Origin of the sequence: Chlorobaculum sp. MV4-Y, assembly GCF_025244685.1 — a bacterium.
Lineage (GTDB): Bacteria > Bacteroidota > Chlorobiia > Chlorobiales > Chlorobiaceae > Chlorobaculum.
On the sequence record NZ_CP104202.1, the window covers coordinates 1,413,226 to 1,439,117 of the forward strand.

The following is a 25,892-nucleotide window of genomic DNA, read 5'->3' on the forward strand; positions in this document are numbered from 1 at the left end:
GGCTTCAATTATACGGATAAATAGCTTAAAACACAAAATGAAGCCGGGATGAAGCGTGAAAAAGAGAGCAGGCTTTTTTACCTTCGTAGTGAAACTTTCACTTTCATGAACGAACCATCAGCCTCGCCCATGACGAAAATCAAGATCTGCGGCATCACCCGCCCCGAAGACGCCCTCGAAGCCTCGCTCTGGGGCGCGGACGCGCTCGGCTTCAACTTCAGCCGGAGCAGCCCGCGCCGCATCGATGCCGACGCCGCCCGCGCCATCGTCGCCCGGCTGCCGCCGCTCGTCAGCGCCGTGGGGGTCTTCGTCGAGCAGTCGCCCGAAGAGGTCGCCGATCTCTGCCGCTTCTGCAACCTTCAGGCGGCGCAGCTCCATTCGGACGAGTACGACGCTGATAAGACGTTGCGGATCGAAGGCGTGCGGGTGATCCGGGTCTTCCGGCCAAGTCCGGGGTTCGAGGTTTCGCAGGTGCGGGAGTTCGCCGATGCAACAGGATGCCGGAGCTTTCTGTTCGACGCCTACAGCCCGGTAATGGCCGGAGGAACCGGTGAGAGCATCAAGGCACAGACTGCCGTGTCACTGTTTGAAGAAACTCGTGATTTCAGCTGGGCGCTGCTTGCGGGCGGATTGAAGCCGGGGAACGTCGGCGACGCCGTGATGCTGGTAAGGCCTTGGGGCGTCGATACGGCCAGCGGCGTCGAGTCGGCGCCCGGCATCAAGGATGCACTGAAGATCAAGCAGTTCGTCGAAGCGGTGCGCAAGGCCGACCGCTCGCTCACGAATTGCTGCTGATGTGCTGAAGCACAATCTCCGCAGCAGTTTGTGGAAGCTCCAGCGTGATGAGATGGCCGCAATCAGGCACACATTCAAAAGTCCCTGAAACGGCCATTTCCTGAAGTTTCCGGGTATTTTCGGGTGTCATGATGACATCGCCGTCACCCGCCACAAAATGGATCGGCAAGCTGACTGAACGAACCATATCGGGAAGCATTGTCGTCGTGTGCATATCGGTAATCTGCCTGGTAGTCTGCTCGATGGCCTCTGATGCACAGAATCCGAGGCTCTCGAAGCCGACCTTGATGTCGTGCATCATGACCGAATTCCGCGAAAGCACGAGGCGGGCGAAGATGTAGGCGGGAAGCCACCAGGTGAGCTTCCGCATCATGATGTTGAAGATGAAAGTGATCGTGGCAGGCGCGGCTTTCGAAATGAATTCGCTGTTCGGAAGATAACCGAAGTTGAAAAACACCATTGACCGGACGCTGTTCGGGTACTTGTTGACATAGTCGAGCGCCACGAACGGTCCGAACGAAAATGCCGCGATATGCAAATCTTTCAACCCGATCGCCCGGATCAGCCCGTCGAGGTCACGCACAAAATCAGCGATCTGATAACGGTTCTCCGGATCGTTTTCCGACCACCCGTGCCCCTTCATGTCGTAGGCGACCGTCCTGTATCCCGCCGCGTTCAGCTCCCGAATGATGCGATGCCACCACATCCACCAGCAATCCCAGCCGTGGATGAGCAGCACGGTACCGCGCGGATTTTCCGGCCCCGAATCGTGATAGTGATGCAGCAGGCCGCCCGCTTTGACGAAATGGCTGTTGCGCATCAGCTCCAGCTCGTATTGAGCCCGGTGCCGTTCGCCCTGGCTCGAAGTTTCGAGCTGATCGAGAAGCTTCTGGCGATAAGCTCTGAATTTTTCAGACGATGGTTCCGGTACGTTATCCATGACTTTTCAAAATGAAGTTCAGAGGAAGAGTACCGTCAACTGTATGTAAAAATCACGATTGCACGCTATTTTGCCATCATGTTTCAGACGTGACGAAGCCCGCGCCATTTTGAGATTTTTTTAGCCGGATCGTTGCCGGAGCCATCCGTTTCAGTGAACAGTTCACGGAAAATGTTGCCGCCCTCGCGCCTGATGATCTCCTGTTGGGCGAGAATCGTTTCAGGCTCGACCCTGAAATGCTTGAGCAGTTCGGAGAACATCTGGATCGAGGTCTCGAACAGCTCGGTCACGGCAGCGTCTGCACCGGCGCGGTAAAAGCGGTTCGTCGATTCGAGTGAACGGGAACGCACAATAATGAAGGCTCCGGGATTGATCTCCCGCACCAGACGGATACACTGCACGGCAGCATCAATTTCCGGAATGCAGATCACCACGGCGCGGGAGTGATCGACGCCAATACGCAACAGTGACTTGCGCTCCGTGCAGTCACCGTAGAAAAGCGGCTCGCCCTGGCGGCGCATCGTCTTGACGGTCTTGCGGTCGGTATCGAGCACCGTATAGGCCAGGTTCGTGGCATTCATCACGGCGGCGATATTCCTGCCGATCAGGCCGAATCCGATAATGGCGGCGTGAATTTCACCCTTGCACGCGATAGGCCCGGCAGCGGCGCGCACAGGCTGTTTCGGCTCTGGTTTGGATGCGAGTGGCATAAAGCCGAGCGCTGGCGCGACCTGGGCAGCAAATTTCGGCGCGGCGGAAATCAGCGCCGGAGTGACAATCATGGTCACAACGATGATGGCAAGCATCGACTGAAACATGTGCTGGTCGAGCAGGCCTGCGCTTTTGGCCGTACCGGCAAGCACGAAGGAGAACTCGCCAATCTGGGCCAGCACCATGCCCGACATGAGGCTGACCCGCAACGAAAAGCCAAGTGCCATCGAAATGCCGGTCATGATCAACCCTTTAACCAGCAGCACCACGAGGGCGATAGCGATGAGCCAAGGCAACTCGATCATGTTCACGTCGAGCAACAGACCGACCGAGACGAAAAAGATGCTGGTCATCGCCTCACGGAAGGGATCGATGGTGCGGCTGATGCGGTGGCTTCCGTCGGTGCTGGCAATCACCATCCCGGCCATAAACGCACCAAGCGCGAGCGAAAGGCCGATCAGCGAGGCGAGCCACGCCGCACCGAAGCAGAGCACCAGGGCGCCAAGCACCAGCACCTCACCCGCGTGCAGCTCGGTGATCACCCTGACGGCTTGGGGCATCAAAAGCCGAAATCCGCCGAACATGCCGATGGCAAAGAGCAGCACGAGCGCGATCTCCTCGAACGACGATTCGAGTGACATAACGGTCCCTCTGGTCAGGAAACTGAATCCGAACATCAACGGCACGATGGCCATGTCCTGAAAGATCAGAATGCCAAGGGCGATCCTGCCATGATCGAAACCAAGTTCACCCCGGTCAGAAAGAATTTTCAGGCACAGAGCTGTACTGCTCACCGAAAACGAAAAGCCGAGCACAAGCGCCTCCTTGCTGCCGATCACCTTGCCGATCGCATCCATCAGCCAGTATGACAGAAGGGCAACGACCAGACCGGTCAGAACAATCTGCGCCGTTCCCCCAAACACGACGATCTTCCGGAGTTTCTTCAGATCATCGACCGAAAACTCCAGCCCGATGGTAAACAGGAGCAGCACAACGCCCATCTCGGCAAGCGTCGAAATCAGACCGCTGTCCCTGATGACATGAAACCCGGTCGGTCCGAGCATGACGCCGGTAAAAATCAGACCGATCACCGGAGGAATCCGGATCTTCTGGAGCACGAGAATGTTGACGATGGCGAGAGTCCCGATCAGGACCAGTTGCCCGAGAAATTCATACTGATGCATGAAACACCTTGTTCAGAACCGATAAAACAGAGAAGAGAATCATGGCAAATCGTTACGCGCACCCCGCAGCCCGGCAGGGTGTTTTTTTGAGAACCCACTATAGTGTAAGAGTAAAATAGCCAGAGAAAAAGCGCAAATGCCTCTGAAATTTTTGGCGTGGCCATTGATAATCCATTGAAAACCATACATTGTACATGAGTTGACAGTTCCTGCGCCGCCCCGGTGAAACCTTGCCGGAGAGAGTGAGACAGGCGACCGACAGCATACCAGAACGCACCCGGAGAGTCGAGACCTTCCGGGCATTACCCGTTCATGCGGATGCATCGATTTGCCGACCGCCGGTTGCAGAGCACTGCCGTTCCTTCACATCAGACCATTTCCTGCAAATGTTCAAACCAAAGCTCTTCACCGTTCTTCCCGAGCTGACCAGAGAGCAGCTCGGCCGTGACATCGTGTCCGGAATTCTCGTCGGCATCGTGGCCCTGCCGCTTGCCATCGCCTTCGCTATCGCCTCTGGCGTCTCGCCCGAAAAGGGCCTCATCAGCGCCGTAGTCGGCGGGTTTTTGATCTCCTTGCTCGGCGGCAGCCGCGTCCAGATCGGCGGTCCGACCGGAGCCTTCATCGTCATTCTCTACGGCATCGTCCAGCAATACGGCGTCAACGGCCTCATGATCGCCACCATCATGGCGGGCGTGATCCTCCTCATCATGGGCTTTTCGCAGCTCGGCTCGCTCATCAAGTTCATCCCCTACCCGGTCATTGTCGGCTTCACCAGCGGCATTGCCATCATCATCTTTTCGAGCGAGGTCAAGGATTTCCTCGGCCTGCAAATGGCCAGCGTACCCGCCGACTTCATCGAAAAGTGGGCCGCCTACTTCAAAGCCCTGCCGACGGCCAGCCCGGAAACGATCATGGTCGGCGCGGCGGCGCTGATGATCATCATCTTCTGGCCGAGAATCTCGCGGAAAATTCCCGGCCCGCTGATCGCCCTCATCGTCACCACGCTGGCCGTGCGGATGCTGCATCTCCCGGTCGATACCATCGAAACGCGCTTCGGCGACATTTCGGCCTCGATTCCCGCGCCGAGCTTTCCGTCGCTCGACATAGCGACCATCCGCCACCTCATCATGCCCGCCACCACCATCGCGATGCTCGGCGCGATCGAGGCGTTGCTCTCGGCGGTGGTAGCCGACGGCATGATCGGTGCACGGCACAAGTCGAACATGGAGCTGGTCGCCGAGGGCGTGGCCAATATCGTTTCGCCGCTCTTTGGCGGCATTCCCGTCACCGGCGCGATTGCCCGCACGGCGACCAACGTCAAGAACGGCGGCCGTACGCCAATCGCAGGCATCGTTCACGCCCTCACGCTCTTGGCGATCATGCTCCTCTTCGGCTCGTGGGCCAAGCTTATTCCGATGCCCACGCTGGCGGCGATTCTGATTGTCGTCGCCTGGAACATGAGTGAGCACCACGTCTTCCGGCAGTTGCTGAAAAGCCCGAAAAGCGACGTGGCCGTGCTGCTCACCACCTTCGGCCTGACGGTGATTTTCGACCTCACCATCGCCATCGAGGTGGGAATGCTGCTCTCGGTCATCCTCTTTATGAAGCGCATGGCCAGCATGAGCAACGTCGGTGTCATCACCAGCGAGCTGAAAGATGCCGAGGACGAGGATGACCCGAACGCCATCGTCACCCGGAGCATCCCTGATGGGGTAGATGTTTTCGAAATCAGCGGCCCATTCTTCTTCGGCGCAGCCTCGAAGTTCAAGGATGCCATGCACGTAGTCGGCAAGGCCCCGTCGATCCGGATTCTCAGGATGCGCAAAGTGATGAGCATCGATGCCACCGGCCTGAACATGCTGCGGGAGCTGGTAAAGGATTGCCGCAAATCCGGCACAAAGCTCATTCTCTCCGGCGTTCACGCCCAGCCGCTCTTTGCAATGCAGCAATACGGTCTCGCGGATGAAATCGGCGAGGAGAACATCTTCGGGAACATCGATGACGCCCTCGACCACGCCCGGAAAATGCTCGGTTTGCCCGCGCAGGGAAGACCTGAAGGCTTTGTCGCAAGTGTTGAAAGGGAAAAGAAAAATAAGGCGGGCAGCATCATTTTATAAATGACTTATAGGCATCAAAGCACCTATAAGTCATTTATAAATAGCAACTTAGAAAAATCGCTCAAATCTTTACTCCTTGGTGCTGTAGGTTCGGATGCTCGCGATCGAATCGATGCTGTAATAGGTGTTAACCGAAGTGTCCGCAGACTCCTCGGTCACCCGCAGAAACAGGTCGCTGATGAACAGTACGGCATTTTCATAGACCGCTCCCTCGTTGATCTGCAGCTTGACCCCTTTCCTAATTTTCCGCGACATGGTTCCGTGCAAAGGCACCGATGCGTATTCAAGCACCTTCTCCCATGTCTGCAATGCACTTCCGGCCATAAAGCCCCCTTTTTTTCATACATTATTGCAAATAATCGACTTATTTTTTTAGACTACATTTAAGCTATATCTTATTTATTAAATAAAACAAACTTTTTCGCGTTAGAAGAAGAGACAGGAAGCAACCGTAATCCAACCGTCCGATAAACATGGAACAAACTCCGTTACGCCCGCTGGGCGAGGTCATGGCAATGATCGAAGCACTCGGCCACGAAGTCACCTACGCCTATGAAGACCTGGTCTTCATCAATCACAACGACTTCCTGCTACAGTTCGACGCCACCGATCCCAACGCGCTCGACCTGTTCTTCAACACCGAGTGCGATACTGCCGAGGCTGACGCCGTCACCGGACGCATGATTCCCGAAGGGATTCAAAAGGGGCTGGTCATCCGCAGAAAAGGGACTTACTCCATGACGGAAGCCGAAGGCGACAGCCTGCAAATCACCTTCAATCCCTGACGGCAACTTCACGCATCGGAACCATTTGTGACTGCATGAAATTATTCCAGAAAAAGGAGGAATGAAACATGCAGAGCTGGTATGACGGGCTGGTCAAACCGAAACTGACACCACCGAAAGGGCTGTTCTGGCCGGTATGGTCGATCCTGTACTTACTCATCGCCATCGCGCTTATCATCTATTTCCGCACACCGGTTAAGCCATTTTTCAGCGTAGCGCTTCCGCTGCTGGCAGTACACTTCGCCGCAGGATTTTCGTGGACGTCGATCTTTTTCGGCAAAAAGAAAATCCTTGCCGCCCTCATCGACCTGCTGTTCATGGATGTGACACTGGTCATCATCATCGGGCTCTTTTTCCTGACAAGCCCTCTGGCAGCAGCTTTGCTCATCCCTTACTGCTGCTGGTGCCTGCTCGCGACCTACCTGAACTGGAGCATCTGGCGTCTCAATCCGTAACAGGAGCCGAGTTAAAACCATTGCGGCATCATTGCCGGATACAGCCGAATCGCTACCTTACAAAAAACCGACAGGAACAGGCTCAATTTCCGGAACTTACAGACCATGAAATACTCCGAAGCAACACAGGGACGAGTGTTCATCATCAGGCTTGAAGATGGCGACATCTTTCACGAAGAGATCGAGCGATTTGCAAAGGAAAAGGGAATCGAGCGGGCTTACCTGAACGTGGTTGGCGGAGCGGACAAGGAGAGCCGGCTGGTCGTCGGCCCGGAGGAGAGCAGGGCGTTACCGGTCAATCCGATGGTGCACGAACTGTACGACGCGCATGAAGTTGTCGGCACAGGAACCCTTTTCCCCGACGACACCGGCGCACCGGTCGTTCACCTGCACATGGCGTGCGGCCGTGAGGAAAACACCGTCACCGGCTGCGTGCGTAACGGCGTCAAGGTGTGGCATGTCATGGAGGTCATCCTCGTCGAGCTGCTCGGTTCGAAAGCCCGCCGCCTGCCCGACAAAGCCACCGGCTTCAAACTGCTGGTGCCGTGAGTGAAAAAATCTGAAAGAACTTGCAGAGTCACCACTACACCCTCAAGCGAACGGATTCTCTTGACAGGGCAATCCAACTGAATCGGCCACGGCTTTCTGCGTAATGGCGCCGTTGTAGACATTCAGCCCCCCCGCGAGACCGGGCATCACCACCATTGCGCTCTCCAACCCGAGATCGGCGAGCCGCCGGACGTAGGGCAGTGTCACGCCGGTCAGCGCTTCGGTGGAGGTTGCGGGATAGGCAGCCGGCATATTGGTTACGCAATAGTGCACGACTCCATGGTCGATGAAGACCGGATCGAGGTGCGAGGTCGGGCGCGAGGTCTCGACGCAACCACCCTGATCGATAGCGATATCAACGATCACCGCCCCCTGCTTCATTGACTGAACCATGCCGCGCGTAACGAGCTTCGGCGCAGTCGCGCCGGGGAGCAGCACCGCGCCGATCAACAGGTCGGTTCCCGGTAACAGCTCTTCGAGATGCTGTTCGTTCGAGTAGATCGTATGCACTTCGGCGGGAAGCTGGGTTTCCAGCTCACGCATCCGGTCGTGGTTGGTCTCCATGACCGTCACCTCCGCGCCGAGTCCCGCAGCAATCCGCGCGGCGCTCATCCCGGCGACGCCGCCGCCAAGCACCAGCACCCTGCCGGGCAGCACGCCTGGCACACCGCAGAGCAGTTTCCCCTCGCCACCGTTGTGTTTTGAGAGGTAGTAGCCGCCCATGAGCACACTCATCTTTCCAGCGACCTCGCTCATCGGCGCCAGCAGCGGCAAACGCCCGCCGACCTCGACGGTCTCATAACCGATCGCGGTAACGCCTGAATCCACAAGCGCTTTGGCAAGACCCGGCACACCGGCGAGGTGCAAATAGGTGAAGATGATCAGATCTTTCCGGAAAAAGCGGTACTCCTCCGCCAGCGGCTCTTTCACCTTGACGACCAGCTCACTCTTCCAGACCTCCTCAGTCGAGGAAGCGAGCACCGCCCCGGCCAGCCGGTACTTCTCGTCGCTGAAGCCGCTCAACTCGCCCGCACCGCACTCGACAACCACGCGATGCCCCGCACCGACGAGCTGCCGCACGCCCGCGGGAGTGCAGGCCACCCTGGTCTCGCGGGTCTTGATTTCCCTTGGAATTCCTATATTCATGGCAGAAAAATGATTAGGGTTATCCGCCTCTCTTTTCAATGTACTGTTTCAGCCTGTTTTCAGGAACAGTGGCAAGTGAAGATGCGGCATGAAAGAATCCTGCACGAAATCCCGAATGATGACTATTCTGCACGAACCTGCATACTGGCTCCTGACGGCGGGATGCCTGTGCATCGCATCGATCCCGGCCCTGATGCGTTCGATTGCCAAAGGAAAAGCCATCGCCATCGTGGCGTTCTGGCTCGCGCTCTGCATCGCGACCATCTGGCAATTCGGCCTGCTGCCGGGTTTGGTTACAACCCTGATTTCGGGCGTCTGGGGGGTGATTCTGCTGGCCGCATCGCTCATCTTTTCGGGCATCAAATCGATGCCGAACCAGCGCTTCGAAGAGCGCTGAAGCCACGTCCGGCCGTCAGCGAGCGACGGAAAACCACGCGGGCACGAAGTGCCATGCGTGCTTCATCTCGCCGTCATGCTCCTTCCAGTCCGGATCGAACCGCGCAACCGTCTCCCAATAGCGGGCGGAGTGATTCATGTGAAGCGTATGGCACAGCTCGTGGATCATGATGTAGCGCACCAGCAGCGGCGGCAGGAAAATCAGTTTCAGATTGAGATTGATGTTGCCCCGTGACGAGCAACTCCCCCACCGGCTCTTCTGCTTTCTCACTGAAACCCCCGAAACCTTGAAGCCGTTGATCGACGCAAGCCTCATGAGCTGCGATCCGAGCTTCAGCTTCGCGCGATGTTTCAGCCACTGTTCAAGCGCCGCAAAGCACATGGCTTGCTCACTGACCGGACCGGAAACCTCCAGCTCGCCTTCGCCCTTTTCTGTGATCGTGATGCGCTGACGTGGCTCGCTGCGATATCTGACCCGCCACGACTCACCGATCCCGGCAAGCTCGATCACTTCGGGCAGCGCCACATCAGCCTTCCCGGATTCGGCTGACCGATGCTTGTCGAAGGTTCGTCGCACCTTCAGGATCCACGCCATCTTGCTCTCAACCAGCGAAGGCACCTTTTTTTTGTCGAACCCGACCGGCACGACTACCGTCAACCCCTCTTCAGGCGACATTTTCAGGCGGGCATACCGCGCCCTTCGACTGACCCTGACGGTATAATTAATGCCGGACGAATTGCCTCGGAATAAGAGAGTGGACATGCTGGCCGGGATGCGATGAATGTTCCGGAGATAGTCATGAAGTATAGCCAGCGAGTGCGAATAAAAAAAGCGGATATCCCCCTCCGACCGGCCCTCCTCCTGAACCTGTCAGGAAGAAAAAACCGGAAATTTCTGCGTTGCACAGGAGTGGGATGGAACGGGATATCCGGGAATGATTCAGGCGAGCGCCTGGCGAAGGTCGGCGACGAGATCCTCCGGATCTTCGATGCCGACCGAGAGGCGAATCACCGAGTCGGTGATTCCCGCCACCAGCCGGTGTTCGCTGCCCATCGAAGCGTGGCTCATGGTCGCCGGATGCTCGATGAGCGACTCGACACCGCCGAGACTTTCGGCCAGCGCGAAAATCCGCGTGCCGCGCAGCACCTGCTCGACCTCTGCCTGCCCGCCTTCCAGCTCAAACGACACCATACCGCCAAAGCCCCGCTGCTGGCGCTTTGCAAGATCGTGCTGTGGATGGCTTTCAAGGCCTGGATAGAAGACGCGCTTCACCTTCGGATGGCTGTCGAGAAACTCCGCGATGATCCGCGCATTGCGCTCGTGCTCCTTCATGCGCGGCACGAGCGTCTTGATGCCGCGCAGCACCAACCAGCAATCAAACGGCTGCGCGCAGGTGCCGAGCGCATTGACGAGGAACTTCAGCTTCTGATCGAGATCAGGATCGTTGGAGAGAATCGCGCCACCGACCACGTCGGAATGGCCGTTGAGATACTTCGTTGTCGAATGAACGACGACATCCGCCCCGAGTTTGAACGGCTGCTGGAGATAGGGCGACAAAAACGTGTTGTCAACGATCGACAGCAATCCCCGCTCTTTCGCGAAGGCTGTCACGGCGGCAATATCGACAAGGTTCAGAAGCGGATTTGAGGGCGTTTCGATCCAGATTGCTCGTGTCTTTTCATTGACATAACCGCCGATGTCCTCAATGTTCCGGAGATTGATGAAATGAACACAAACATTGAAATGCTCGGCGAAAGTACTGAGCAGTCTCGCCGTGCCGCCGTAGCAGTCATCGGTGCAAATAATCTCGTCCCCGGCAGCAAACAGGTGCATCACGGTTGCAATCGCCGCCATGCCGGTCGTCACGGCAACCGCGCCGGAGCACCCTTCGAGGGCAGCGAGGCTGTCTTCGAGTGCTTTTCGGGTCGGGTTGCCGCTTCGCGTGTAATCGAAGCCACGATGCTTGCCGATGTCTTCGAAAACAAAGGTCGAACTCTGGTAGATCGGCGTCATGATAGCGCCATAGGCCTTGTCCGGAGCCACTCCAGCATGGATGGTGTCGGTCTGAAAACTCATAAAGAGGATTTTTCCTGATGATTATCGATTGACGTCTCGCTGCAACTCGGCGTCCATGAAAACAGCAAGCATTTGGAAATTTAATTAACGATTGTTAATTTCAAAATAAAAATACGGCATTTGACACTTATGGTTAAAACGCTACTCCAGAAACAAAAACACTTGATACCCATGTCAGCGCACCCAGCCAGCAATGGAATTCCGATGCCCATCGTCACCCTGAACCGAAGCGTCCTCCTTTCCGGCATCGTGCTCGGTTACATCCTCCAGCAGCCGCTCTTCACGACAGCACTCTTCCTGATCGTACTTCCGGCAGTGCTTTGGGGCCAGAAAGCGAGCCTCATCTACTTTACCGGTTCACGACTTCTCAGAAAGCTGAACCAGAACGCGGAGACCGAAAGCCCCCTCCTGATGCGCTTCAACAACTCCATCGCCGTCATCATGCTCGGCGCGGCGCAGCTCGCGTTCCTCTTCGGCGCAACGCAGGCCGGCTGGCTCATCTCCGGCATGGTCGCCCTCGCCGCGCTCGTAGCCCTCTGCGGCTTCTGCTTCGGCTGCTACCTCTACTTCCAGTTCAACATGCAGCGCTACAAACTGTTCGGCAAAAAAGCCGCCGGCGCGGAGGCATAACAGGGCGAGCATTGAGATTACGAACGCATGACCCGGCAAAGCCCTAAGCTGCCGGGTCATCGCCAAAGACTTCAGATTCAACATATTTTTTGCATCTACCCAGCTGTTCCGAAAATCCCATTCTGAAATCACTCTATGCCTCGCCCCTCCGCAGTTCAGTCAGCAGAACCGTCGTCGAACAGGGATCATGGCACGATTCTCATCGCGGACAGCCAGTACCTGACAACCGCTGCTCTGACCGCGTTGCTTCTGGAGAAAGGATACACGGTAGAGATGGCGGAATCGAGGCACGAGCTGATTGGAAAACTCAAGAGCTGTGAAGTATCGCTGATCATCACAGACTACATCCTGTTCGACTACCGATCAATCAACGACCTGAAGGAAATCATTGCCGGAAAACCGGAAATCCCGGTGCTCGTACTGAGCAATTCGATGAACCAGATGCAGATTCGAGAGTTGAACCAGGCGGGAATCAAAAACATCGCGCTCAAGACCGATGACCGGTCGGAGCTGCTCCAGGGGGTTTCATCGGCGCTGAAAAAGAAAAAAGCCTACACCAGCAGCGTACTCGACATCCTGCTCCATCAGGATCGACCCGCGCAGGATGCCTGCCTGCTCACCACCTCCGAAATCGATATCGTGCGGCTGATCTCGTCTGGCCTCTCCACCAAAGAGATCGCGGCCAAAAAGCATGTCAGCTTCCACACGGTGATGACGCACCGCAAGAACATCTTCCGCAAGCTCGGCGTGTCGAGCAGTCAGGAGATGATGCTGCTCGCCATCAAGGCCGGGCTGATCGACAACATCGAATACCACATCTGACCTCCCCTTTTTACGGTATGAAAAATACCGCTTCAACGGGATTTCATGTCCAGGTCATCTTAACGATTTTGAAGACGATCAAATATCGGTCATCAAACCACTTGCGCCATGGCACGCATCGCGAAAAAACTCACCGACCTGATCGGCAATACGCCGCTTCTGGAACTGGAAAACTTCGGAACTGAAAACCACGCCGTCGGCAGCGTCATCGCCAAGCTCGAATACTTCAATCCCGGCGGCAGCGTCAAGGATCGCATCGGTTTCGCGATGATCGAAGCTGCCGAAAAGGCCGGACTGATCAATGCCGATACGGTCATCATCGAGCCGACCAGCGGCAACACCGGCATCGCGCTCGCCTATATCGCCGCTGCGCGGGGCTACCGGCTGATCCTGACCATGCCGGAGACGATGAGCGTCGAGCGCCGAAACCTGCTCAGGGCGCTGGGCGCGGAGCTGGTGCTGACTCCCGGCCCGGAAGGGATGGGCGGCGCGATCCGCAAGGCTGCCGAACTGAAGGAGAGCACCCCGAACTCCTTCGTGCCGCAGCAGTTCACAAATCCGGCCAACCCGGAGATTCACCGCAGAACAACCGCCGAGGAGATCTGGAGAGACACCGATGGCCAAGTGGACATCTTCGTAGCAGGCATCGGCACCGGCGGCACGATCACCGGCGTGGGCGAGGTGCTCAAGGAGCGCAGTCCGGCGATCAGGATCGTGGCGGTTGAACCGGCGGACTCGCCAGTCATCTCCGGCGGCAAGCCCGGCCCGCACAAGATTCAGGGCATCGGCGCGGGCTTCATCCCCGACATCCTGAACACGGGCGTAATCGACGAGGTCGTGACGGTGAGCAACGAAGATGCATTCCGCACCGGCCAGACGCTCGCCAGAACCGAGGGGCTCGTCGTCGGCATCTCCTCCGGCGCGGCGGCATGGGTGGCGCTGCAACTGGCCAAAAGGCCGGAAAACGCGGGCAAGCGCATCGTCGTCATCCTGCCCGACACCGGCGAGCGCTACCTCTCGACGCTGCTCTACCAGTTCGAGAACGAACCAGTCACCATCTGAGAAACTTTTTTTGACATCAACATCACTGAACACAATGGCAAATCCGAAACAGTACCGTCCCGAAACCCTCGCCCTGCACGCCGGGCAAACCATCGACCCGACCCTGTCGCGCGCCGTGCCGGTCTATCGCACCAGCTCGTACCTCTTCAAAAACACCGAACACGCAGCGAACCTCTTCGCGCTGAAGGAGTTGGGCAACATCTACACGCGCCTGATGAACCCCACCACCGACGTGCTCGAACAGCGCATCACGCAACTCGAAGGGGGCGCGGCGTCGGTCGCCGTCGCCTCCGGCACCTCGGCGATCTTCTATGCCATCATCACGCTGGCCGAAGCGGGCGACAACATCGTGTCGGCCAACAACCTCTACGGCGGCACCTACACACAGTTCGACGCCATTCTGCCAAAGCTCGGCATCACGGTGAAGTTCGTCGATCCGTCCGATCCGGCGAACTTCGAAAAGGCGATTGACGACAGAACGCGGGCGGTCTTCATCGAAACCATCGGCAATCCGGTGCTCGACTACACCGACGTCCGCGCCGTGGCCGACGTGGCGCACCGCAACGGCCTGCCGCTCATCGTGGACGCCACCTTCACCACGCCGTACCTGCTGCGCACTATCGACCTCGGCGCGGACATCGTCGTCAACTCACTGACCAAGTGGATCGGCGGCCACGGCACGGGGCTTGGCGGCATCATCACCGACGCCGGGCGCTTCGACTGGAAAGCCGGACGCCACCCGCTCTTCACCGAGCCGGATGCCAACTACCACGGCCTGCGCTGGGCGCTCGACCTGCCGGAGCCGCTCGCGCCAATCACCTTCGCGCTCCGCGTGCGCACCGTGCCGCTCAGGAACCTCGGCGCGGCGATCTCGCCCGACAACTCGTGGATCTTCATCCAGGGCATCGAGACGCTGCCGGTGCGAATGATCCGCCACTGCGAAAACGCGCTGAAGGTGGCCGAGCATCTGAAGAATCACCCAAAGGTTGCCTGGGTGCGCTACCCCGGCTTGGCGGACGACCCGTCGCACGCCCTCGCCTCGCGCGACCTGAAGCACGGCTTCGGCGGCATGGTGGTGTTCGGCGTGAAGGGCGGCTACGACGCGGCAGTGAAGATCATCGACACCATCGACCTCTTCTCGCACCTCGCCAACGTCGGCGACGCCAAGAGCCTGATCCTGCACCCGGCAAGCACCTCGCACAGCCAGATGACCGAGGAGCAACGCATCGCCAGCGGCTTGTCCTCCGACCTCATCCGCCTCTCGATAGGCCTGGAGCATTCCGACGACCTCATCACAGCGCTCGATGACGCACTGGCGGGGGTGTGAATTGGTAGCGGATGATAGACGGAAAACCGGCTGGAAATGCCGGTTTTCTTGTTTTTTGGTGGAATGAGGAAAACGAACTTGCATTCGGATTGTGGCGGCATCAGGACGGACAGCCAAAAACTTAGCACAATCGACCGTCTATACGCCTGCGGCGAGACTAGCTGTACCTGTGTGCACGACGCGAACCGCCTGGGGAGCAACTTGCTGCTCGAAGCGCTGGTCTTCGTCTGGCGCTCCAGCGAGAAGATCAAGAAGGAGCTGAACGCGATTCACCACGAGCGCGACGTCCCCGATTGGGACGACTCCAGCACGTCGAACCCCGAGGAGTGGATTCTTGTGGCGCACAACAAAAAGGAGACGCAGGCGATCATGAACGACTAGTATCACGTCACCGCTATAATGACGGATAAAGATGTTTGAGCTTGATTCGTGAATCTGCCGTGGTGAACCGCCAGTTGATAGTCGCCTCTTTGTTGTTTCGCTCTCGTTGCCATGCGGAGACTTCGCGCTTCACTTCGGCAATTTTCTCGATTCGCCGATTCAGGCACTGACCTGACAGCACTCGAAGCTCAATCTCAGCCATGTTCAGCCAGCTCCCGTGTTTCGGCGTGTAAACGAAGTCGAATCGATCCAGCCAAGCTTTTGCTTTCTCCGGAGCATAGGTCTCGTACAGCGAACCAGGCACGTGGGTGTTGAGATTATCCATGACCAGCGTGATCTTTTCAGCGTGCGTGTACTTGCCCGCGATGTCAGCCAGAAACCTTGAGCAGTCCTGTTTTTCCGGGTTTCGGTGACCTTGACCAGCCGCTTGCCCATCAACGGTTCGGTGGCGATGAAAATATTGCACGTACCATTCCTGACGTACTCGTAATCATATCGGGCGGCTCGCCCTGGTTTGGCAGGAACGGGAATTCTACTTTCGCCAATCAGTTGCTTGGGCGACTCGTCCATGCAGACCACCGGATAGAGCGGATCATAGGGGCGCTTGTACACATCCAGCACCGTTTCCATTTGAGCGACAAATTCGCTGCTTTGCTTTGGCGGGATTACCCAACCAACTTGCTTCCACGGCTTGAGTTCGTTTTTTTAACGTCCGACGGACCGTTTCATAGGAAATCTCTTCGACATAGTTCAGCTCGACGGCTTTATCAGCCAGCAGCCTCAGCGTCCAGCGAGCATGACCTTCCGGGGCCGGTGAGCAGCTCAGGGCAATGAGCCTGGCCTCAAGATCGCCATCGACTTTTTTGGCAAAGACGCGACTCGTTGGTTTGCGAGTCATAACGGCTTCAAGCCCCTCTTCAACGAATCGCTTTTTGACCCGATCGATGGTTTTCATGCTCACGTTCAAAACCCGAGCAATGGTCTCATTGATTGAGCGCACGTGTTGATGCTGTCCTTCGTCGCAAGCCAGCAAAATCAGGGCTGACAAGACGTTTTGAGCTTTCTGCTTGCCTTTGCTGCTGATCGCATCAAGCTCTTCACGCTCTTCTTTGGTCAGGGTAACTTTGTACTTCTTCATCTTCACGATGGTTGGGTTGATCAATGAAGATGAAGGTAATCATTCTATACGACTGTTTCTGCGTGATGCGACACTAGTCGGCATCGTGCGAAGTGACCTGCGCCTCGACCGCGCACAACGCCGCATCGACTTTTTGAAGGAGGAGACCGAAGCCTACTACAAAAAAACGAGAATCACCCAGCAGGTCATCGAACTGCGCAACATCATCAAAGTAGCCAGTCTCATCATCCATAGCGCAATAAAGCGCCGGAAATCACGCGGGAGCACTACACCATCGACTTCCCGAAGAAAGATGACAAGCAATATTTTGCGGACACAATGCTGCGGTCGTTTTAGAAGGTAAAGTGTTAGGTTTATAGCTCCGTAAATAATCTCTTGCATTGAGATGACTGAGAAAGAACATGTCATTCTGAATGAACCAACACAAAATAAAGCCATCTTTTTATGAATGATAAATAAGCTTCCGAATTCATCCTCCGACAAGTCTTGAGGTACTCCCCAGTTATAGGACAGCTATCGAGAGAAAATAAGTTTGTTCATGCGGCTTTCGGAATCAGTCGTTTATTGGCAGAATAGACTTTTGCCGGAACCTGACCATCAAGCGCTTTGTGGCGACGAACCGTGTTGTAGTCGTTGAACCAATGCTTCAGGCCTTTGTAGAGTTCGAGACCATCGGCTGGTGGGTTCAGGTAAATGTACTCATACTTGACGCTCCGCCATAACCGTTCGATGAAGACGTTGTCAATTGCTCGGCCTTTGCCATCCATGGAGAGTGCAGACTTGGACTCTGTGATGACGGCTTCGGCAAAGACCTCGCTGGTGAACTGGCTGCCCTGATCGGTGTTGAGAATCTTGGGTGCCCCGTGCAACCGCACGGCTTCAAGCAAGACCTCGGCACACCATTTGGCATCCATGGTATTCGACACCGACCAGTTCAGCACATAGCGGCTTTTCAGGTCGATGATGGCCATCAGGTACATGAATCCATGGGCCATCGGCACATAGGTGATATCAGTTGCCCAAACATGGTCGCTGTGCTTGATCGCAAGTCCCCGGAGCAGATACGGATAGACCTTATGGCCCGGCGCCGGTTTCGAGGTGTTCGGCTTGGGGCCGATGGCTTCCAGACCCATAAGGCGATAGAGCCGCCGTACCCGTTTGAGGTTGATCTTGTAGCCTTTGTCCATACTCAGCCATTGCCACATACGGTAAACGCCGTAGTATGGCCTCAGCAGGTACTGCTCATCAATCAGCCGCATGAGCTCACGATTCAGCTTCGAGGTCTTTATCGGCTGATAATACAGGCCTGATCGGTGGATCGAAAGCAGGTCGCACTGGCGTTGCATGCTGATACCGCTATGTTCTTTCTCAACCATGGAGCGTCGTTCCGAGAGCGATTTTACGACTGCAATTTTTTTTTGAGCCAGTCGACCTCAACCTTCAATTGGCCGATGGTTTTGTAGAGTTCTTCGCTCTCCTGCTGATAATCCTGCTCGGTTTTCCTAGCCTTTTCACCTTTCGAAAAGACATCGGAGGTCTTGTCGAGGAACTCCCGTTTCCATTGAGTGATCTGGTTCGGATGAAGCTCATGCTTCTGGGCGAGTTCTGCCATGGGAAGCCGTTCACTGAGGGCTTCCAGGACGACCTTTGTTTTGAATTCAGGCGTAAACTTGCGGCGTGTTTGTTTCATAGTGACTGCTGGGTTTTTGTTGATCCAATTTAACCAGCCGTCCTATTTTTGGGGAGTATCTCATCTTGATCATCATGACAAGAAGCATGAGTTTGCTTTCATAGTAAGGCGATACCTTCAAATCGCTGGTGAAATATCATCAAATCAAAGCAAGGAGAGTACTGTGGCAAACTGGAAAAAAGTAAAAGCTTACGCGATAGTTTGGGGATTTCAGGAAAACAAGGGTAAGATAAGGTTCTCTCTTGAAGACGGAGAAGAAGAGGATATTGCTGTAGATTCGACCTCCGAGCTTGCTGCAGTATCGGAACTCCTGCGCAATGAAGATGAAGCTTTCTTCGACACAGAAGGCAAATTTCTGCGAACGGGCTGGGAAATTCCCGGAAGCAAACTCTGAGAGCCATAATTTCAACAAAGCAACGGAGGATGCGAAAATGAAAAAACTTTACGTTCTGACAGTACTTGCTGGTTTGTTTGTTATTTCGGGATGCCGCTCTTTTACTTCTCCTGCCCGTATTCACCAGGTACAACCGAGCACAGGATACTGGATAGACTACGATGCCACGAGACGATGAGCGTTTATGACTGTCAATGACAGCGGAAAAGTGATTATGTTGTCCAAGCCATCGCCAGACGTTGCGCTTGATATAGCACACAAATATCTCGGCAAAATCAACTACAAAGAGATAGGCACAAAAGGAAGTCTCGAACTCGCCGAGAATGTCGTGCAGCTCGGCAAGCGGACATCGACGATAATGTTCTTGCGTGAAAGTCTTTATCGTTTGTCGGAACTTGCAAATGCGGACAAGCTTAATTCGGGAACCATAGAACTTTTCAAACAAGCGATGCAGACCGCTCTTGATGTTGCTAAAGCTGAGGTCATCCAGGCGCAAGCTAACGCTGACAATGCAAAAGCAAGAAAGATCGAAAAATTTACCGAACTCAGTAAAATGGGATTGAGCAACGATCAACTTCGTGATTTGATTCCATGAGGAATGAATTGCATTCTGATGATTTCAAAAGCTTTCTATGCAGACGGCGAGGATATGATTGTATAATTCTTTAGCCATGCGTTTCCGACACAAAAAAAGCCTCCGAATTAGGAGGCTTTTTTTGTATTGAACGAAGCGGCGACGGCAAGATTCGAACTTGCGATAGTTAAAGGTTTTGCAGACCCTGGTTTCAACCGCTCACCCACGTCGCCATTGTTTCGAGCCGCTCGGGCACGAACATCGGGCACAATAAAAGCAATGGATGCGCTGAACGATCACCTCATACCATAGAAATACCGTAAACACGGTAGTCAGGAACCGGTGAATTCTGCTTACTTTGTCCGTAAAACCGCAAACACGACAGAGCATTACAGCCCATGCACTTTGAAACCATCGCCATCCATGACGGCAATACGCCGGAAAGCTGCACCGGATCGGTGACGCCGCCGGTTTACCAAACCTCGACCTTCGCGCGGCCAAGCCTCGACGAGCGGGGCGAATTCTTCTATTCGCGCATCGGCAACCCGACGCGCTCGGCGCTCGAAACGACCCTTGCACTGCTCGAAAACGGCAAACACGCCACGACCTTTGCCTCCGGAGTGGCGGCGATGATGGCCGCGATGCAGGTGCTCAAGCCGGGCGACCATGTCGTCTCCAGCCTCGACGTGTACGGCGGCAGCTACCGCATCTTCGAGCAGCTCATGCGCCCGTGGGGCGTCAAAACCTCCTACGCGGCAAGCGAAGCGACGGAGAGGTATCTCGACTGCATTCGCCCGGAAACCCGCATGATCTGGGTCGAAACGCCATCCAATCCGCTTCTGCAAATCTGCGACATCCGCGCCCTCGCCGCAATCGCCAACGAACGCGGCATCGTGCTCGCGGTCGATAACACCTTCGCCAGCCCGTACTTCCAGCGCCCGCTCGACCTCGGAGCGCACCTCGTCGTGCACAGCACCACCAAGTACCTCGGAGGCCACAGCGACGTCATCGGGGGCGCGGTCATTGCGTCGGACGACAAGCTGCATCTCGCCGTCCGGGACTACCAGGGCGCGGCGGGGGCGATTCCCGGCCCGTGGGACTGCTGGCTGATTTCGCGCGGCATCAAGACGCTGAAAATCCGCATGGAGGAGCACCAGAAGAACGCCCTGCATCTGGCGCGGGTGCTCGAAAAGCATCCGGCGGTAAGCCGCGTGATCTACCCCGGACTGGAGTCTCACCCGCAGCATGAGCTTGCCAAGAGCCAGATGAGCGGCTTCGGCGGGATGCTCACCCTCGCGCTGCACGGCGGGCTTCCGGCGGTGCGGAAGATGATCGGCGCATTGAAACTCTTCGCCATCGCTGACAGCCTCGGTGGCGTAGAGTCACTCGTCGCCTCTCCGGCGCTGATGACCCTCGGCCCGCTGAGTCAGGCGGAGCGCGACCGCCGCGCCTGCACCGACGACCTGATACGCCTCTCGATCGGCCTCGAAAACGCAGAAGATCTCGAAGCGGACCTCCTGCAAGCCCTTGCAACTATCTAAAACCGAACTCAAATGGCCATCATCCCGAATATCACCAGCACCATCGGACACACACCGCTCGTGCGGCTCAACAAGCTCGCAGAGGGCATTGAAGCCGACATTCTCCTCAAGCTCGAATTTTTCAACCCGCTCGGTAGCGTGAAAGACAGGATCGGACGCGCCATGATCGAGGCCGCCGAAGCCGAGGGAAAAATCAACGAAAAGACGCTCATCGTCGAGCCGACCAGCGGCAACACCGGCATCGCACTCGCCTTCGTCTGCGCCCAGCGCGGCTACCGCCTGCTGCTCACGATGCCCGAAACGATGAGCATCGAGCGGCGCAAACTGCTACGCTACCTCGGCGCCGAGCTGGTGCTCACCCCCGGCGCGCAGGGGATGAAGGGAGCAATTGAGGAGGCGGCGCGGATCGTCGAGGCGGAAAAAAACAGCTTCAACCCCGGCCAGTTCAGCAACCCAGCCAACCCCCTGATTCACCAGGCGACCACCGGCCCCGAAATCTGGAGCGACACCGAAGGGCGCGTTGACATGCTCGTGGCGGGCGTCGGCACAGGCGGCACCATCACCGGCACGTCGCGCTTCATCAAGGCGCTGAAGCCCGGCTTCAAGAGCATCGCCGTCGAGCCGAAAGATTCGCCGGTGCTCTCGGGCGGCCAGCCGGGGCCGCACAAAATCCAGGGCATCGGCGCAGGCTTCGTGCCCGAAGCGCTCGACGTGTCGCTGCTCGACGAGGTGGTGACGGTGAGCAACGAGGACGCCATTTCGACCGCCCGGATGCTCGCCGCGCAGGAGGGCATCCTCTGCGGCATCTCCTCCGGCGCGGCAGTTCACGCGGCAATCGAAGTGGCGAAGCGCTCGTCGTCCGCAGGCAAAACCATCGTCGCCATCATCCCGAGCACCGGAGAACGCTACCTCAGCACCGCGCTCTTCGAAGGCATCGAGGCATGAATGGATAATTGATAATTGTAGGGACGGCTCTCATGGCCGTCCTCTTCAAATCCCGCAACGACAAATCACCTCTTTCCCTTTTTGACGCCAGCGCAGAACGTGTATATTTGTTCGTCCGGGTCAGCCCGGAAAATTTTGTCATTTTAGAGGAAACGCACCATGCCAACCATCGCCATAATCCTGAACGGCGAACGCAGAGAGATTCCGGCGGGCGCGACGGTCTCGGAGCTGCTGGTCATCGCGGAAGCGGATCGCCAGCCGGTGGCTGTGGTGGTCAACGAAAATATCGTGCGCCCTGACCAGCGAGACTCGTGTATCTTGCAGGATCAGGATCAGGTCGAAATTCTTGTTTTCGCTGGCGGAGGTTGATCGCCGCCAGATCAAAGTCTGTTATTTCATCCATGGATTCACTTCGCTTAGGCTCATATACCTTCTCATCCCGCCTGATTCTCGGCACCGGCAAATTCAGCAGCACTTCGGCGATGATCGAGGCCGTCCGCGCGTCGGGCACGCAGCTCGTGACGGTCGCCCTGCGGCGCTTCAATCGCGAACAGGCCGAGGATGATCTGTTCGGCCCGCTCTCGGAAATCGAGGGGCTCACGCTGATGCCCAACACCTCCGGCGCGGCCACCGCGCGCGAGGCGGTCAAGGCGGCGCACATTTCGCGCGAACTCTCCGGCAGCCCGTTCATCAAGGTCGAGATTCACCCGAACCCGCACCACCTGATGCCCGACCCGATCGAAACCTACGAGGCGTGCAAGATTCTTGCCACCGAAGGATTCATTGTCATGCCCTACATTCCGGCTGACCCGGTGCTGGCCAAGCGGCTCGAAGAAGTGGGGTGCAGCTCGGTGATGCCGCTCGGCTCGGCCATCGGCAGCGGGCAGGGACTTTCGACCGCCGAGATGGTGCAGCTCATCATCCGCGAGAGCAACATTCCGGTTATCGTGGATGCGGGCCTGCGCTCGCCATCCGAAGCGTGCGCGGCGATGGAGATGGGGTGCGAGGCAGTGCTGGTCAACAGCGCGATTGCCGTCGCCCGCAATCCGGCGGCGATGGCAAGCGCTTTCGCCAAAGCGGTCGAGGCAGGATACGACGCTCGCAATGCCGGACTCATGCCGCGTTCGGGATCGGCGGTCGCCACCAGCCCGCTCACCTCGTTCCTCGGAGGGGCTTCATGACCTGGCTTCCCGCATGGCTGACCGACGAGCGGCTGTCGGCGGACATCGAACCGCTGCTGCGGCAGGAGGAGAGCGAGTCGCTCGAACGGCTGGCCGCCGAAGCGCAGGCGGTGACGCTGCGCCGTTTTGGGCGCATCATTTCGCTCTACGCGCCGCTCTACCTCTCCAACTTCTGTTCGAGCGGCTGCGTCTACTGCGGCTTCGCGTCGGACAGAAGGTCGCCGCGCCGCAAGCTCGATGTCGGCGAAATCGAAAAGGAGCTGCTCGCAATGAAGGCGCTCGGCATCGGCGACGTGCTGCTGCTGACCGGCGAGCGCACCAACTCGGTGGGATTCGACTATCTGCGACGCGCCGTGGAGGTTGCCGCCCGGCACATGCCGCGCGTGGCCGTCGAGGCGTTTCCGATGAGCGTCGCCGAGTATCGCAGCCTGGCCGAGTGCGGCTGCACCGGCATGACGATCTACCAGGAAACTTACGATCCGGACAATTACCGCGAGCTGCACCGCTGGGGCCCGAAGCAGGATTTCCTCGAACGGCTCGAAACGCCGGAACGCGCCATCACCGGCGGCATCCGGAGCGTCGGTATCGGCGCCCTGCTCGGCCTCTCCGAGCCGGTCGGCGAAGCGCTCGCCGTGCTTCGCCACGCGCGGCATCTGTGCAAGACGTACTGGAAGGCGGGCGTCTCGGTCTCGTTCCCCCGCATCCGCCCGCAGGAGGGGGGCTTTCAGCCCAGTTTCACGGTGTCAGATCGCTTTCTTGCACGGATGATCTTCGCGTTCCGCATTGGAATGCCCGATGTCGATCTGGTGCTCTCGACCCGCGAAAGCCCGGCGTTTCGTGACGGCATGGCGGGCCTCGGCATCACCCGCATGAGCGTCGCCAGCCGCACGACCGTGGGCGGCTACGTCAAGGCGGAGACGGCTGGAGCGAGCCAGTTCGAGGTGTGCGACGACCGGAGCGCCGAAGCGTTCTGCGCCGCGTTGCGAGCCAAAAATCTCGATCCGGTGTTCAAAAACTGGGATGCTGCCTACAACAACCCGCTCGCCGCAGAGGAGCGGGCATGAGCCTGACCGACGAGCAACGCCAGCGCTACGCCCGCCACCTCGCGCTACCGGAAGTCGGCGAAGCAGGACAGGAGAAGCTGCTCCGCTCGAAGGTGCTGGTGATCGGCGCGGGCGGCCTCGGCTCCCCCACCGCCTTCTACCTCGCAGCGGCAGGCATCGGTACGATTGGAATTATGGACGGCGACACGGTCGATCTCTCCAACCTGCAACGCCAGATTCTGCACACCACCGCCTCGGTCGGCGCGAACAAAACCACATCGGCACAGGAGCGTCTCGAAGCGCTCGATCCGTCGATCCGCATCGAGCCATACCCGTTCCGCCTGAGCGTTGACAACGCGCCGGAGATTCTCGCCGGATACGACTTCGTCATCGACGCCACGGACAACTTCGACTCGAAATTCCTCATCGCCCGTGCCTGCCACAAAGCCGCAAAACCCTACTCCCACGCCGGAATCCGCAACTTCCACGGCCAGACCATGACCGTCCTCCCCGGCCAGACCGCCTGCTACCGCTGCATCTTCCACGAAGAAGACGCACCGAAAGAGGCCATTCCACAAGGCCCCATCGGCGCACTTCCCGGCGTCATCGGCTCGATTCAGGCCATCGAAGCGATCAAATATTTGCTTGGTATCGGCACACTGCTGACGGACGCGCTGCTGACGTTTGATGCGCTGACGATGAGTTTTCGGAAAGTGACGGTGAGGCGCGATTCGGCGTGTGGGGTTTGTGGGTGAAGGAGGGGAATCGGGAACCTACGATGAGAGGTTTGTTGACTTTTTTGTGAATTTGTTCGAGATATGGATGTATTGGTATATCTATATCAGCGTAGTCTACAATTTCCTTAACACTACCAAAAGGAAAATTTGCTACCGATAAAGGCCTTATTACCCCCAAAGGCTCATTGCTTCGCATGCTTTCTTGAGAAAGCACGCAAAGCTAATCCGAATTTGAACTCTAGAGATACGAATGTGTTCAATCTCTTGTTCGTTTTGCTTTTATTATAAATGCACATACATCTCCAACGATTCTTTGGTAGCCGCATACAGCTGCTCATGACTATTCCTTACTATGTGTTCGTTATAAGCCATCACCTGAGCATGACCTATCGTCCGTCTCTTTTCTTCTACATTATTTTTCCGATCAACCAATAGCAAAGCAATAAATGAAGAAATAGGGTAATAAAATTCCAATCGCTGCGGAGGTTTCTTGGGATCACTCGTACCGTAAGTGTTAATCACAGGCTGATCACCCGTAACAAATTGCTTCGATGATTGGTTTTCGAGCAATACAAACTGGAGGCTGCGTCTATCGGCGTAAAGACTCCAGCCTATATTAGTTGAATAAATATGGCTTAGGATGTTCCATATCTTTTCGAGATTAATATGTTTTGGAGGACTTACGTTAGCGAGAACACTTTTTTTATTTTCTTTGCCCTCATGTATTGAACGCAAAGAAAATATATGAAATCCATAAAGCCTTCGTCTGTTTCAAGAAATTTTATATCGCCGGAGCGGATAGAGTTCAGATGTCTGATAACACTGTCCTCAATTCTACCATGAAATTCCTCTTCAAGGTTGTTTACGGCTTCTTCAATTCTTTCACTTATGTCTGGATTAGTGATCCCTTGGCCTTGAACGAAGTTCCTTAACTCAAATATAAAGTTGAATTGCTTGATCAGGTCCTTGTGTAGCTTTTGAAGGAATGCTGGCGAAGGATCAATCGCGATTTTTTCTATGAAATCGATATCTGCTTGGTTTAGTTCTTTCAGTCTATAGAAGTCTCTCTCATTAGCAATCCCCATTAAGTTCGACTCGAATACATTATTTTCTCTTAGGCAAAATACTTTGTTATCCGTAGCCCAAGGCTTCAAATAATGGCGCCAAACATAATGCTGCTTTCTTTTCTTCATAGCTGATGATTCCTTGCGATAAAAAGTATTTTTGTGGTATAATTGCTTAGCTGATCTAAGTATCTCAGAAAAAGCAAAA

The 25,892-nt window shown here is 56.4% G+C and carries 29 protein-coding genes, 1 tRNA gene and 3 pseudogenes; 21 read left to right on the forward strand and 12 right to left on the reverse strand.

Annotation, left to right across the window (positions count from 1 at the left end):
• Positions 1-129 precede the first annotated feature (129 nt).
• The gene (locus tag NY406_RS06900) at positions 130-795 is read left to right on the forward strand and encodes a phosphoribosylanthranilate isomerase (protein ID WP_260533369.1); all 666 of its coding nucleotides are present in this window, start codon (positions 130-132) and stop codon (positions 793-795) included.
• Here the strand turns inward: NY406_RS06900 and NY406_RS06905 are convergent.
• Together NY406_RS06905 and NY406_RS06910 are read right to left on the reverse strand one after the other, a co-directional pair.
• Positions 779-1,735, reverse strand: coding sequence for an alpha/beta fold hydrolase (locus NY406_RS06905; protein WP_260533370.1), 957 nt, complete (start codon positions 1,733-1,735; stop codon positions 779-781). The two genes, NY406_RS06900 and NY406_RS06905, sit on opposite strands and share 17 nt — an antisense overlap.
• 83 nt (positions 1,736-1,818) lie before the next feature.
• Positions 1,819-3,630: a cation:proton antiporter gene (locus NY406_RS06910; RefSeq protein WP_260533371.1), complete on the reverse strand. Its 1,812-nt coding sequence runs from the start codon at positions 3,628-3,630 to the stop codon at positions 1,819-1,821.
• Between the two features lie 386 nt (positions 3,631-4,016).
• Here NY406_RS06910 and NY406_RS06915 point away from each other — a divergent pair, with 386 nt between their 5' ends.
• A complete protein-coding gene (locus tag NY406_RS06915) occupies positions 4,017-5,747 on the forward strand; it encodes a SulP family inorganic anion transporter (RefSeq protein WP_260533372.1) in 1,731 nt (576 codons plus the stop codon).
• A 69-nt stretch (positions 5,748-5,816) separates the two neighbouring features.
• On the opposite strand, the gene NY406_RS06920 is transcribed toward NY406_RS06915, so the two are convergent.
• A complete protein-coding gene (locus tag NY406_RS06920; RefSeq protein ID WP_260533373.1) occupies positions 5,817-6,071 on the reverse strand; it encodes a hypothetical protein in 255 nt (84 codons plus the stop codon).
• A 149-nt stretch (positions 6,072-6,220) separates the two neighbouring features.
• Here NY406_RS06920 and NY406_RS06925 point away from each other — a divergent pair, with 149 nt between their 5' ends.
• From NY406_RS06925 to NY406_RS06935, 3 genes are all read left to right on the forward strand, one after another.
• On the forward strand, positions 6,221-6,532 hold the full coding sequence (locus NY406_RS06925; protein WP_260533374.1) for a hypothetical protein: 312 nt from the start codon (positions 6,221-6,223) through the stop codon (positions 6,530-6,532).
• Positions 6,533-6,600: 68 nt separating this feature from the next.
• Entirely contained in the window at positions 6,601-6,987 is a 387-nt protein-coding gene (locus tag NY406_RS06930) for a TspO/MBR family protein (RefSeq protein WP_260533375.1), read from the forward strand.
• A gap of 105 nt (positions 6,988-7,092) precedes the next feature.
• Positions 7,093-7,536: a PPC domain-containing DNA-binding protein gene (locus NY406_RS06935; protein WP_260533376.1), complete on the forward strand. Its 444-nt coding sequence runs from the start codon at positions 7,093-7,095 to the stop codon at positions 7,534-7,536.
• A 42-nt stretch (positions 7,537-7,578) separates the two neighbouring features.
• Here NY406_RS06935 and ald read toward each other — a convergent pair whose 3' ends face one another.
• On the reverse strand, positions 7,579-8,682 hold the full coding sequence (gene ald / locus NY406_RS06940; RefSeq protein WP_260533377.1) for an alanine dehydrogenase: 1,104 nt from the start codon (positions 8,680-8,682) through the stop codon (positions 7,579-7,581).
• A gap of 115 nt (positions 8,683-8,797) precedes the next feature.
• On the opposite strand from ald, the gene NY406_RS06945 reads away from it, so the two are divergent.
• Complete coding sequence (locus tag NY406_RS06945; protein WP_260533379.1) at positions 8,798-9,079, forward strand: hypothetical protein; 282 nt, start codon at positions 8,798-8,800, stop codon at positions 9,077-9,079.
• Between the two features lie 15 nt (positions 9,080-9,094).
• Here NY406_RS06945 and NY406_RS06950 read toward each other — a convergent pair whose 3' ends face one another.
• Positions 9,095-9,841 carry a M48 family metallopeptidase gene (locus NY406_RS06950; protein ID WP_260533381.1) on the reverse strand — a complete coding sequence of 249 codons (747 nt, stop codon included), beginning with the start codon at positions 9,839-9,841 and terminating at the stop codon, positions 9,095-9,097.
• Between the two features lie 177 nt (positions 9,842-10,018).
• Positions 10,019-11,155 carry a trans-sulfuration enzyme family protein gene (locus NY406_RS06955; protein WP_260533383.1) on the reverse strand — a complete coding sequence of 379 codons (1,137 nt, stop codon included), beginning with the start codon at positions 11,153-11,155 and terminating at the stop codon, positions 10,019-10,021.
• 171 nt (positions 11,156-11,326) lie between these two features.
• On the opposite strand from NY406_RS06955, the gene NY406_RS06960 reads away from it, so the two are divergent.
• The 6 genes and pseudogenes from NY406_RS06960 to NY406_RS06985 all read left to right on the forward strand — a co-directional run bounded on the left by NY406_RS06960 (position 11,327) and on the right by NY406_RS06985 (position 15,377).
• Positions 11,327-11,785: a DUF4395 domain-containing protein gene (locus NY406_RS06960; RefSeq protein ID WP_260533385.1), complete on the forward strand. Its 459-nt coding sequence runs from the start codon at positions 11,327-11,329 to the stop codon at positions 11,783-11,785.
• Positions 11,786-11,920: 135 nt separating this feature from the next.
• Positions 11,921-12,607, forward strand: coding sequence for a response regulator transcription factor (locus NY406_RS06965; protein WP_260533387.1), 687 nt, complete (start codon positions 11,921-11,923; stop codon positions 12,605-12,607).
• A 108-nt stretch (positions 12,608-12,715) separates the two neighbouring features.
• Positions 12,716-13,669 carry a cysteine synthase A gene (cysK, locus tag NY406_RS06970; RefSeq protein ID WP_260533389.1) on the forward strand — a complete coding sequence of 318 codons (954 nt, stop codon included), beginning with the start codon at positions 12,716-12,718 and terminating at the stop codon, positions 13,667-13,669.
• A 34-nt stretch (positions 13,670-13,703) separates the two neighbouring features.
• Entirely contained in the window at positions 13,704-14,996 is a 1,293-nt protein-coding gene (locus NY406_RS06975) for an O-acetylhomoserine aminocarboxypropyltransferase/cysteine synthase family protein (RefSeq protein ID WP_260533391.1), read from the forward strand.
• A 63-nt stretch (positions 14,997-15,059) separates the two neighbouring features.
• Positions 15,060-15,143, forward strand: a pseudogene (locus NY406_RS11315) (hypothetical protein); the annotation flags it as partial.
• Between the two features lie 24 nt (positions 15,144-15,167).
• Positions 15,168-15,377 carry a hypothetical protein gene (locus NY406_RS06985; protein WP_260633809.1) on the forward strand — a complete coding sequence of 70 codons (210 nt, stop codon included), beginning with the start codon at positions 15,168-15,170 and terminating at the stop codon, positions 15,375-15,377.
• A 13-nt stretch (positions 15,378-15,390) separates the two neighbouring features.
• Here NY406_RS06985 and NY406_RS06990 read toward each other — a convergent pair.
• Positions 15,391-16,515: pseudogene (locus NY406_RS06990) on the reverse strand (IS630 family transposase).
• 76 nt (positions 16,516-16,591) lie between these two features.
• On the opposite strand from NY406_RS06990, the pseudogene NY406_RS06995 reads away from it, so the two are divergent.
• Positions 16,592-16,851, forward strand: a pseudogene (locus NY406_RS06995) (L-aspartate oxidase); the annotation flags it as partial.
• A gap of 200 nt (positions 16,852-17,051) precedes the next feature.
• On the opposite strand, the gene NY406_RS07000 reads toward NY406_RS06995, so the two are convergent.
• Positions 17,052-17,891: an IS3 family transposase gene (locus NY406_RS07000; RefSeq protein ID WP_260533150.1), complete on the reverse strand. Its 840-nt coding sequence runs from the start codon at positions 17,889-17,891 to the stop codon at positions 17,052-17,054.
• A gap of 23 nt (positions 17,892-17,914) precedes the next feature.
• Positions 17,915-18,205, reverse strand: coding sequence for a transposase (locus NY406_RS07005; protein ID WP_260533154.1), 291 nt, complete (start codon positions 18,203-18,205; stop codon positions 17,915-17,917).
• Positions 18,206-18,368: 163 nt separating this feature from the next.
• Between NY406_RS07005 and NY406_RS07010 the strand changes: the two genes are divergently transcribed.
• Both NY406_RS07010 and NY406_RS07015 read left to right on the forward strand, forming a co-directional pair.
• Positions 18,369-18,599: a hypothetical protein gene (locus tag NY406_RS07010; protein WP_260533393.1), complete on the forward strand. Its 231-nt coding sequence runs from the start codon at positions 18,369-18,371 to the stop codon at positions 18,597-18,599.
• Between the two features lie 184 nt (positions 18,600-18,783).
• Positions 18,784-19,194: a hypothetical protein gene (locus NY406_RS07015; protein ID WP_260533395.1), complete on the forward strand. Its 411-nt coding sequence runs from the start codon at positions 18,784-18,786 to the stop codon at positions 19,192-19,194.
• Positions 19,195-19,330: 136 nt separating this feature from the next.
• On the opposite strand, the gene NY406_RS07020 is transcribed toward NY406_RS07015, so the two are convergent.
• Positions 19,331-19,406: transfer RNA gene (locus NY406_RS07020), tRNA-Cys, on the reverse strand.
• A gap of 165 nt (positions 19,407-19,571) precedes the next feature.
• On the opposite strand from NY406_RS07020, the gene NY406_RS07025 reads away from it, so the two are divergent.
• The 6 genes from NY406_RS07025 (at position 19,572) to NY406_RS07050 (ending at position 24,638) form a co-directional block, all read left to right on the forward strand.
• Complete coding sequence (locus NY406_RS07025; RefSeq protein ID WP_260533396.1) at positions 19,572-20,714, forward strand: trans-sulfuration enzyme family protein; 1,143 nt, start codon at positions 19,572-19,574, stop codon at positions 20,712-20,714.
• A gap of 12 nt (positions 20,715-20,726) precedes the next feature.
• Positions 20,727-21,659, forward strand: a complete 933-nt coding sequence (gene cysK, locus NY406_RS07030) for a cysteine synthase A (protein WP_260533397.1) — start codon at positions 20,727-20,729, stop codon at positions 21,657-21,659.
• A gap of 159 nt (positions 21,660-21,818) precedes the next feature.
• Positions 21,819-22,028 carry a sulfur carrier protein ThiS gene (gene thiS / locus NY406_RS07035; RefSeq protein ID WP_260533398.1) on the forward strand — a complete coding sequence of 70 codons (210 nt, stop codon included), beginning with the start codon at positions 21,819-21,821 and terminating at the stop codon, positions 22,026-22,028.
• A 32-nt stretch (positions 22,029-22,060) separates the two neighbouring features.
• Positions 22,061-22,840 carry a thiazole synthase gene (locus tag NY406_RS07040; protein WP_260533399.1) on the forward strand — a complete coding sequence of 260 codons (780 nt, stop codon included), beginning with the start codon at positions 22,061-22,063 and terminating at the stop codon, positions 22,838-22,840.
• On the forward strand, positions 22,837-23,904 hold the full coding sequence (thiH, locus tag NY406_RS07045) for a 2-iminoacetate synthase ThiH (RefSeq protein WP_260533400.1): 1,068 nt from the start codon (positions 22,837-22,839) through the stop codon (positions 23,902-23,904). Before NY406_RS07040 ends, thiH begins: the two co-directional genes overlap by 4 nt.
• The gene (locus tag NY406_RS07050) at positions 23,901-24,638 is read left to right on the forward strand and encodes a HesA/MoeB/ThiF family protein (protein WP_260533401.1); all 738 of its coding nucleotides are present in this window, start codon (positions 23,901-23,903) and stop codon (positions 24,636-24,638) included. Before thiH ends, NY406_RS07050 begins: the two co-directional genes overlap by 4 nt.
• Positions 24,639-24,902: 264 nt before the next feature.
• Here NY406_RS07050 and NY406_RS11320 read toward each other — a convergent pair whose 3' ends face one another.
• Both NY406_RS11320 and NY406_RS07055 read right to left on the reverse strand, forming a co-directional pair.
• A complete protein-coding gene (locus NY406_RS11320) occupies positions 24,903-25,355 on the reverse strand; it encodes a DUF4238 domain-containing protein (RefSeq protein WP_411267076.1) in 453 nt (150 codons plus the stop codon).
• On the reverse strand, positions 25,301-25,813 hold the full coding sequence (locus NY406_RS07055) for a DUF4238 domain-containing protein (RefSeq protein ID WP_260533402.1): 513 nt from the start codon (positions 25,811-25,813) through the stop codon (positions 25,301-25,303). The genes NY406_RS11320 and NY406_RS07055 overlap by 55 nt, the downstream gene beginning before the upstream one ends.
• Between the last annotated feature and the right edge of the window lie 79 nt (positions 25,814-25,892).

What these genes read in the sequence shown, in the direction of transcription:
- NY406_RS06900 (WP_260533369.1), top strand. Translation starts at nt 130, where the DNA reads ATGACGAAAATCAAGATCTGCGGCATCACCCGCCCCGAAGACGCCCTC.
- NY406_RS06905 (WP_260533370.1), bottom strand. Translation starts at nt 1,735, where the DNA reads ATGGATAACGTACCGGAACCATCGTCTGAAAAATTCAGAGCTTATCGC.
- NY406_RS06910 (WP_260533371.1), bottom strand. Translation starts at nt 3,630, where the DNA reads ATGCATCAGTATGAATTTCTCGGGCAACTGGTCCTGATCGGGACTCTC.
- NY406_RS06915 (WP_260533372.1), top strand. Translation starts at nt 4,017, where the DNA reads ATGTTCAAACCAAAGCTCTTCACCGTTCTTCCCGAGCTGACCAGAGAG.
- NY406_RS06920 (WP_260533373.1), bottom strand. Translation starts at nt 6,071, where the DNA reads ATGGCCGGAAGTGCATTGCAGACATGGGAGAAGGTGCTTGAATACGCA.
- NY406_RS06925 (WP_260533374.1), top strand. Translation starts at nt 6,221, where the DNA reads ATGGAACAAACTCCGTTACGCCCGCTGGGCGAGGTCATGGCAATGATC.
- NY406_RS06930 (WP_260533375.1), top strand. Translation starts at nt 6,601, where the DNA reads ATGCAGAGCTGGTATGACGGGCTGGTCAAACCGAAACTGACACCACCG.
- NY406_RS06935 (WP_260533376.1), top strand. Translation starts at nt 7,093, where the DNA reads ATGAAATACTCCGAAGCAACACAGGGACGAGTGTTCATCATCAGGCTT.
- ald (WP_260533377.1), bottom strand. Translation starts at nt 8,682, where the DNA reads ATGAATATAGGAATTCCAAGGGAAATCAAGACCCGCGAGACCAGGGTG.
- NY406_RS06945 (WP_260533379.1), top strand. Translation starts at nt 8,798, where the DNA reads ATGATGACTATTCTGCACGAACCTGCATACTGGCTCCTGACGGCGGGA.
- NY406_RS06950 (WP_260533381.1), bottom strand. Translation starts at nt 9,841, where the DNA reads ATGTCCACTCTCTTATTCCGAGGCAATTCGTCCGGCATTAATTATACC.
- NY406_RS06955 (WP_260533383.1), bottom strand. Translation starts at nt 11,155, where the DNA reads ATGAGTTTTCAGACCGACACCATCCATGCTGGAGTGGCTCCGGACAAG.
- NY406_RS06960 (WP_260533385.1), top strand. Translation starts at nt 11,327, where the DNA reads ATGTCAGCGCACCCAGCCAGCAATGGAATTCCGATGCCCATCGTCACC.
- NY406_RS06965 (WP_260533387.1), top strand. Translation starts at nt 11,921, where the DNA reads ATGCCTCGCCCCTCCGCAGTTCAGTCAGCAGAACCGTCGTCGAACAGG.
- cysK (WP_260533389.1), top strand. Translation starts at nt 12,716, where the DNA reads ATGGCACGCATCGCGAAAAAACTCACCGACCTGATCGGCAATACGCCG.
- NY406_RS06975 (WP_260533391.1), top strand. Translation starts at nt 13,704, where the DNA reads ATGGCAAATCCGAAACAGTACCGTCCCGAAACCCTCGCCCTGCACGCC.
- NY406_RS07000 (WP_260533150.1), bottom strand. Translation starts at nt 17,891, where the DNA reads ATGGTTGAGAAAGAACATAGCGGTATCAGCATGCAACGCCAGTGCGAC.
- NY406_RS07005 (WP_260533154.1), bottom strand. Translation starts at nt 18,205, where the DNA reads ATGAAACAAACACGCCGCAAGTTTACGCCTGAATTCAAAACAAAGGTC.
- NY406_RS07015 (WP_260533395.1), top strand. Translation starts at nt 18,784, where the DNA reads ATGACTGTCAATGACAGCGGAAAAGTGATTATGTTGTCCAAGCCATCG.
- NY406_RS07025 (WP_260533396.1), top strand. Translation starts at nt 19,572, where the DNA reads ATGCACTTTGAAACCATCGCCATCCATGACGGCAATACGCCGGAAAGC.
- cysK (WP_260533397.1), top strand. Translation starts at nt 20,727, where the DNA reads ATGGCCATCATCCCGAATATCACCAGCACCATCGGACACACACCGCTC.
- thiS (WP_260533398.1), top strand. Translation starts at nt 21,819, where the DNA reads ATGCCAACCATCGCCATAATCCTGAACGGCGAACGCAGAGAGATTCCG.
- NY406_RS07040 (WP_260533399.1), top strand. Translation starts at nt 22,061, where the DNA reads ATGGATTCACTTCGCTTAGGCTCATATACCTTCTCATCCCGCCTGATT.
- thiH (WP_260533400.1), top strand. Translation starts at nt 22,837, where the DNA reads ATGACCTGGCTTCCCGCATGGCTGACCGACGAGCGGCTGTCGGCGGAC.
- NY406_RS07050 (WP_260533401.1), top strand. Translation starts at nt 23,901, where the DNA reads ATGAGCCTGACCGACGAGCAACGCCAGCGCTACGCCCGCCACCTCGCG.
- NY406_RS07055 (WP_260533402.1), bottom strand. Translation starts at nt 25,813, where the DNA reads ATGAAGAAAAGAAAGCAGCATTATGTTTGGCGCCATTATTTGAAGCCT.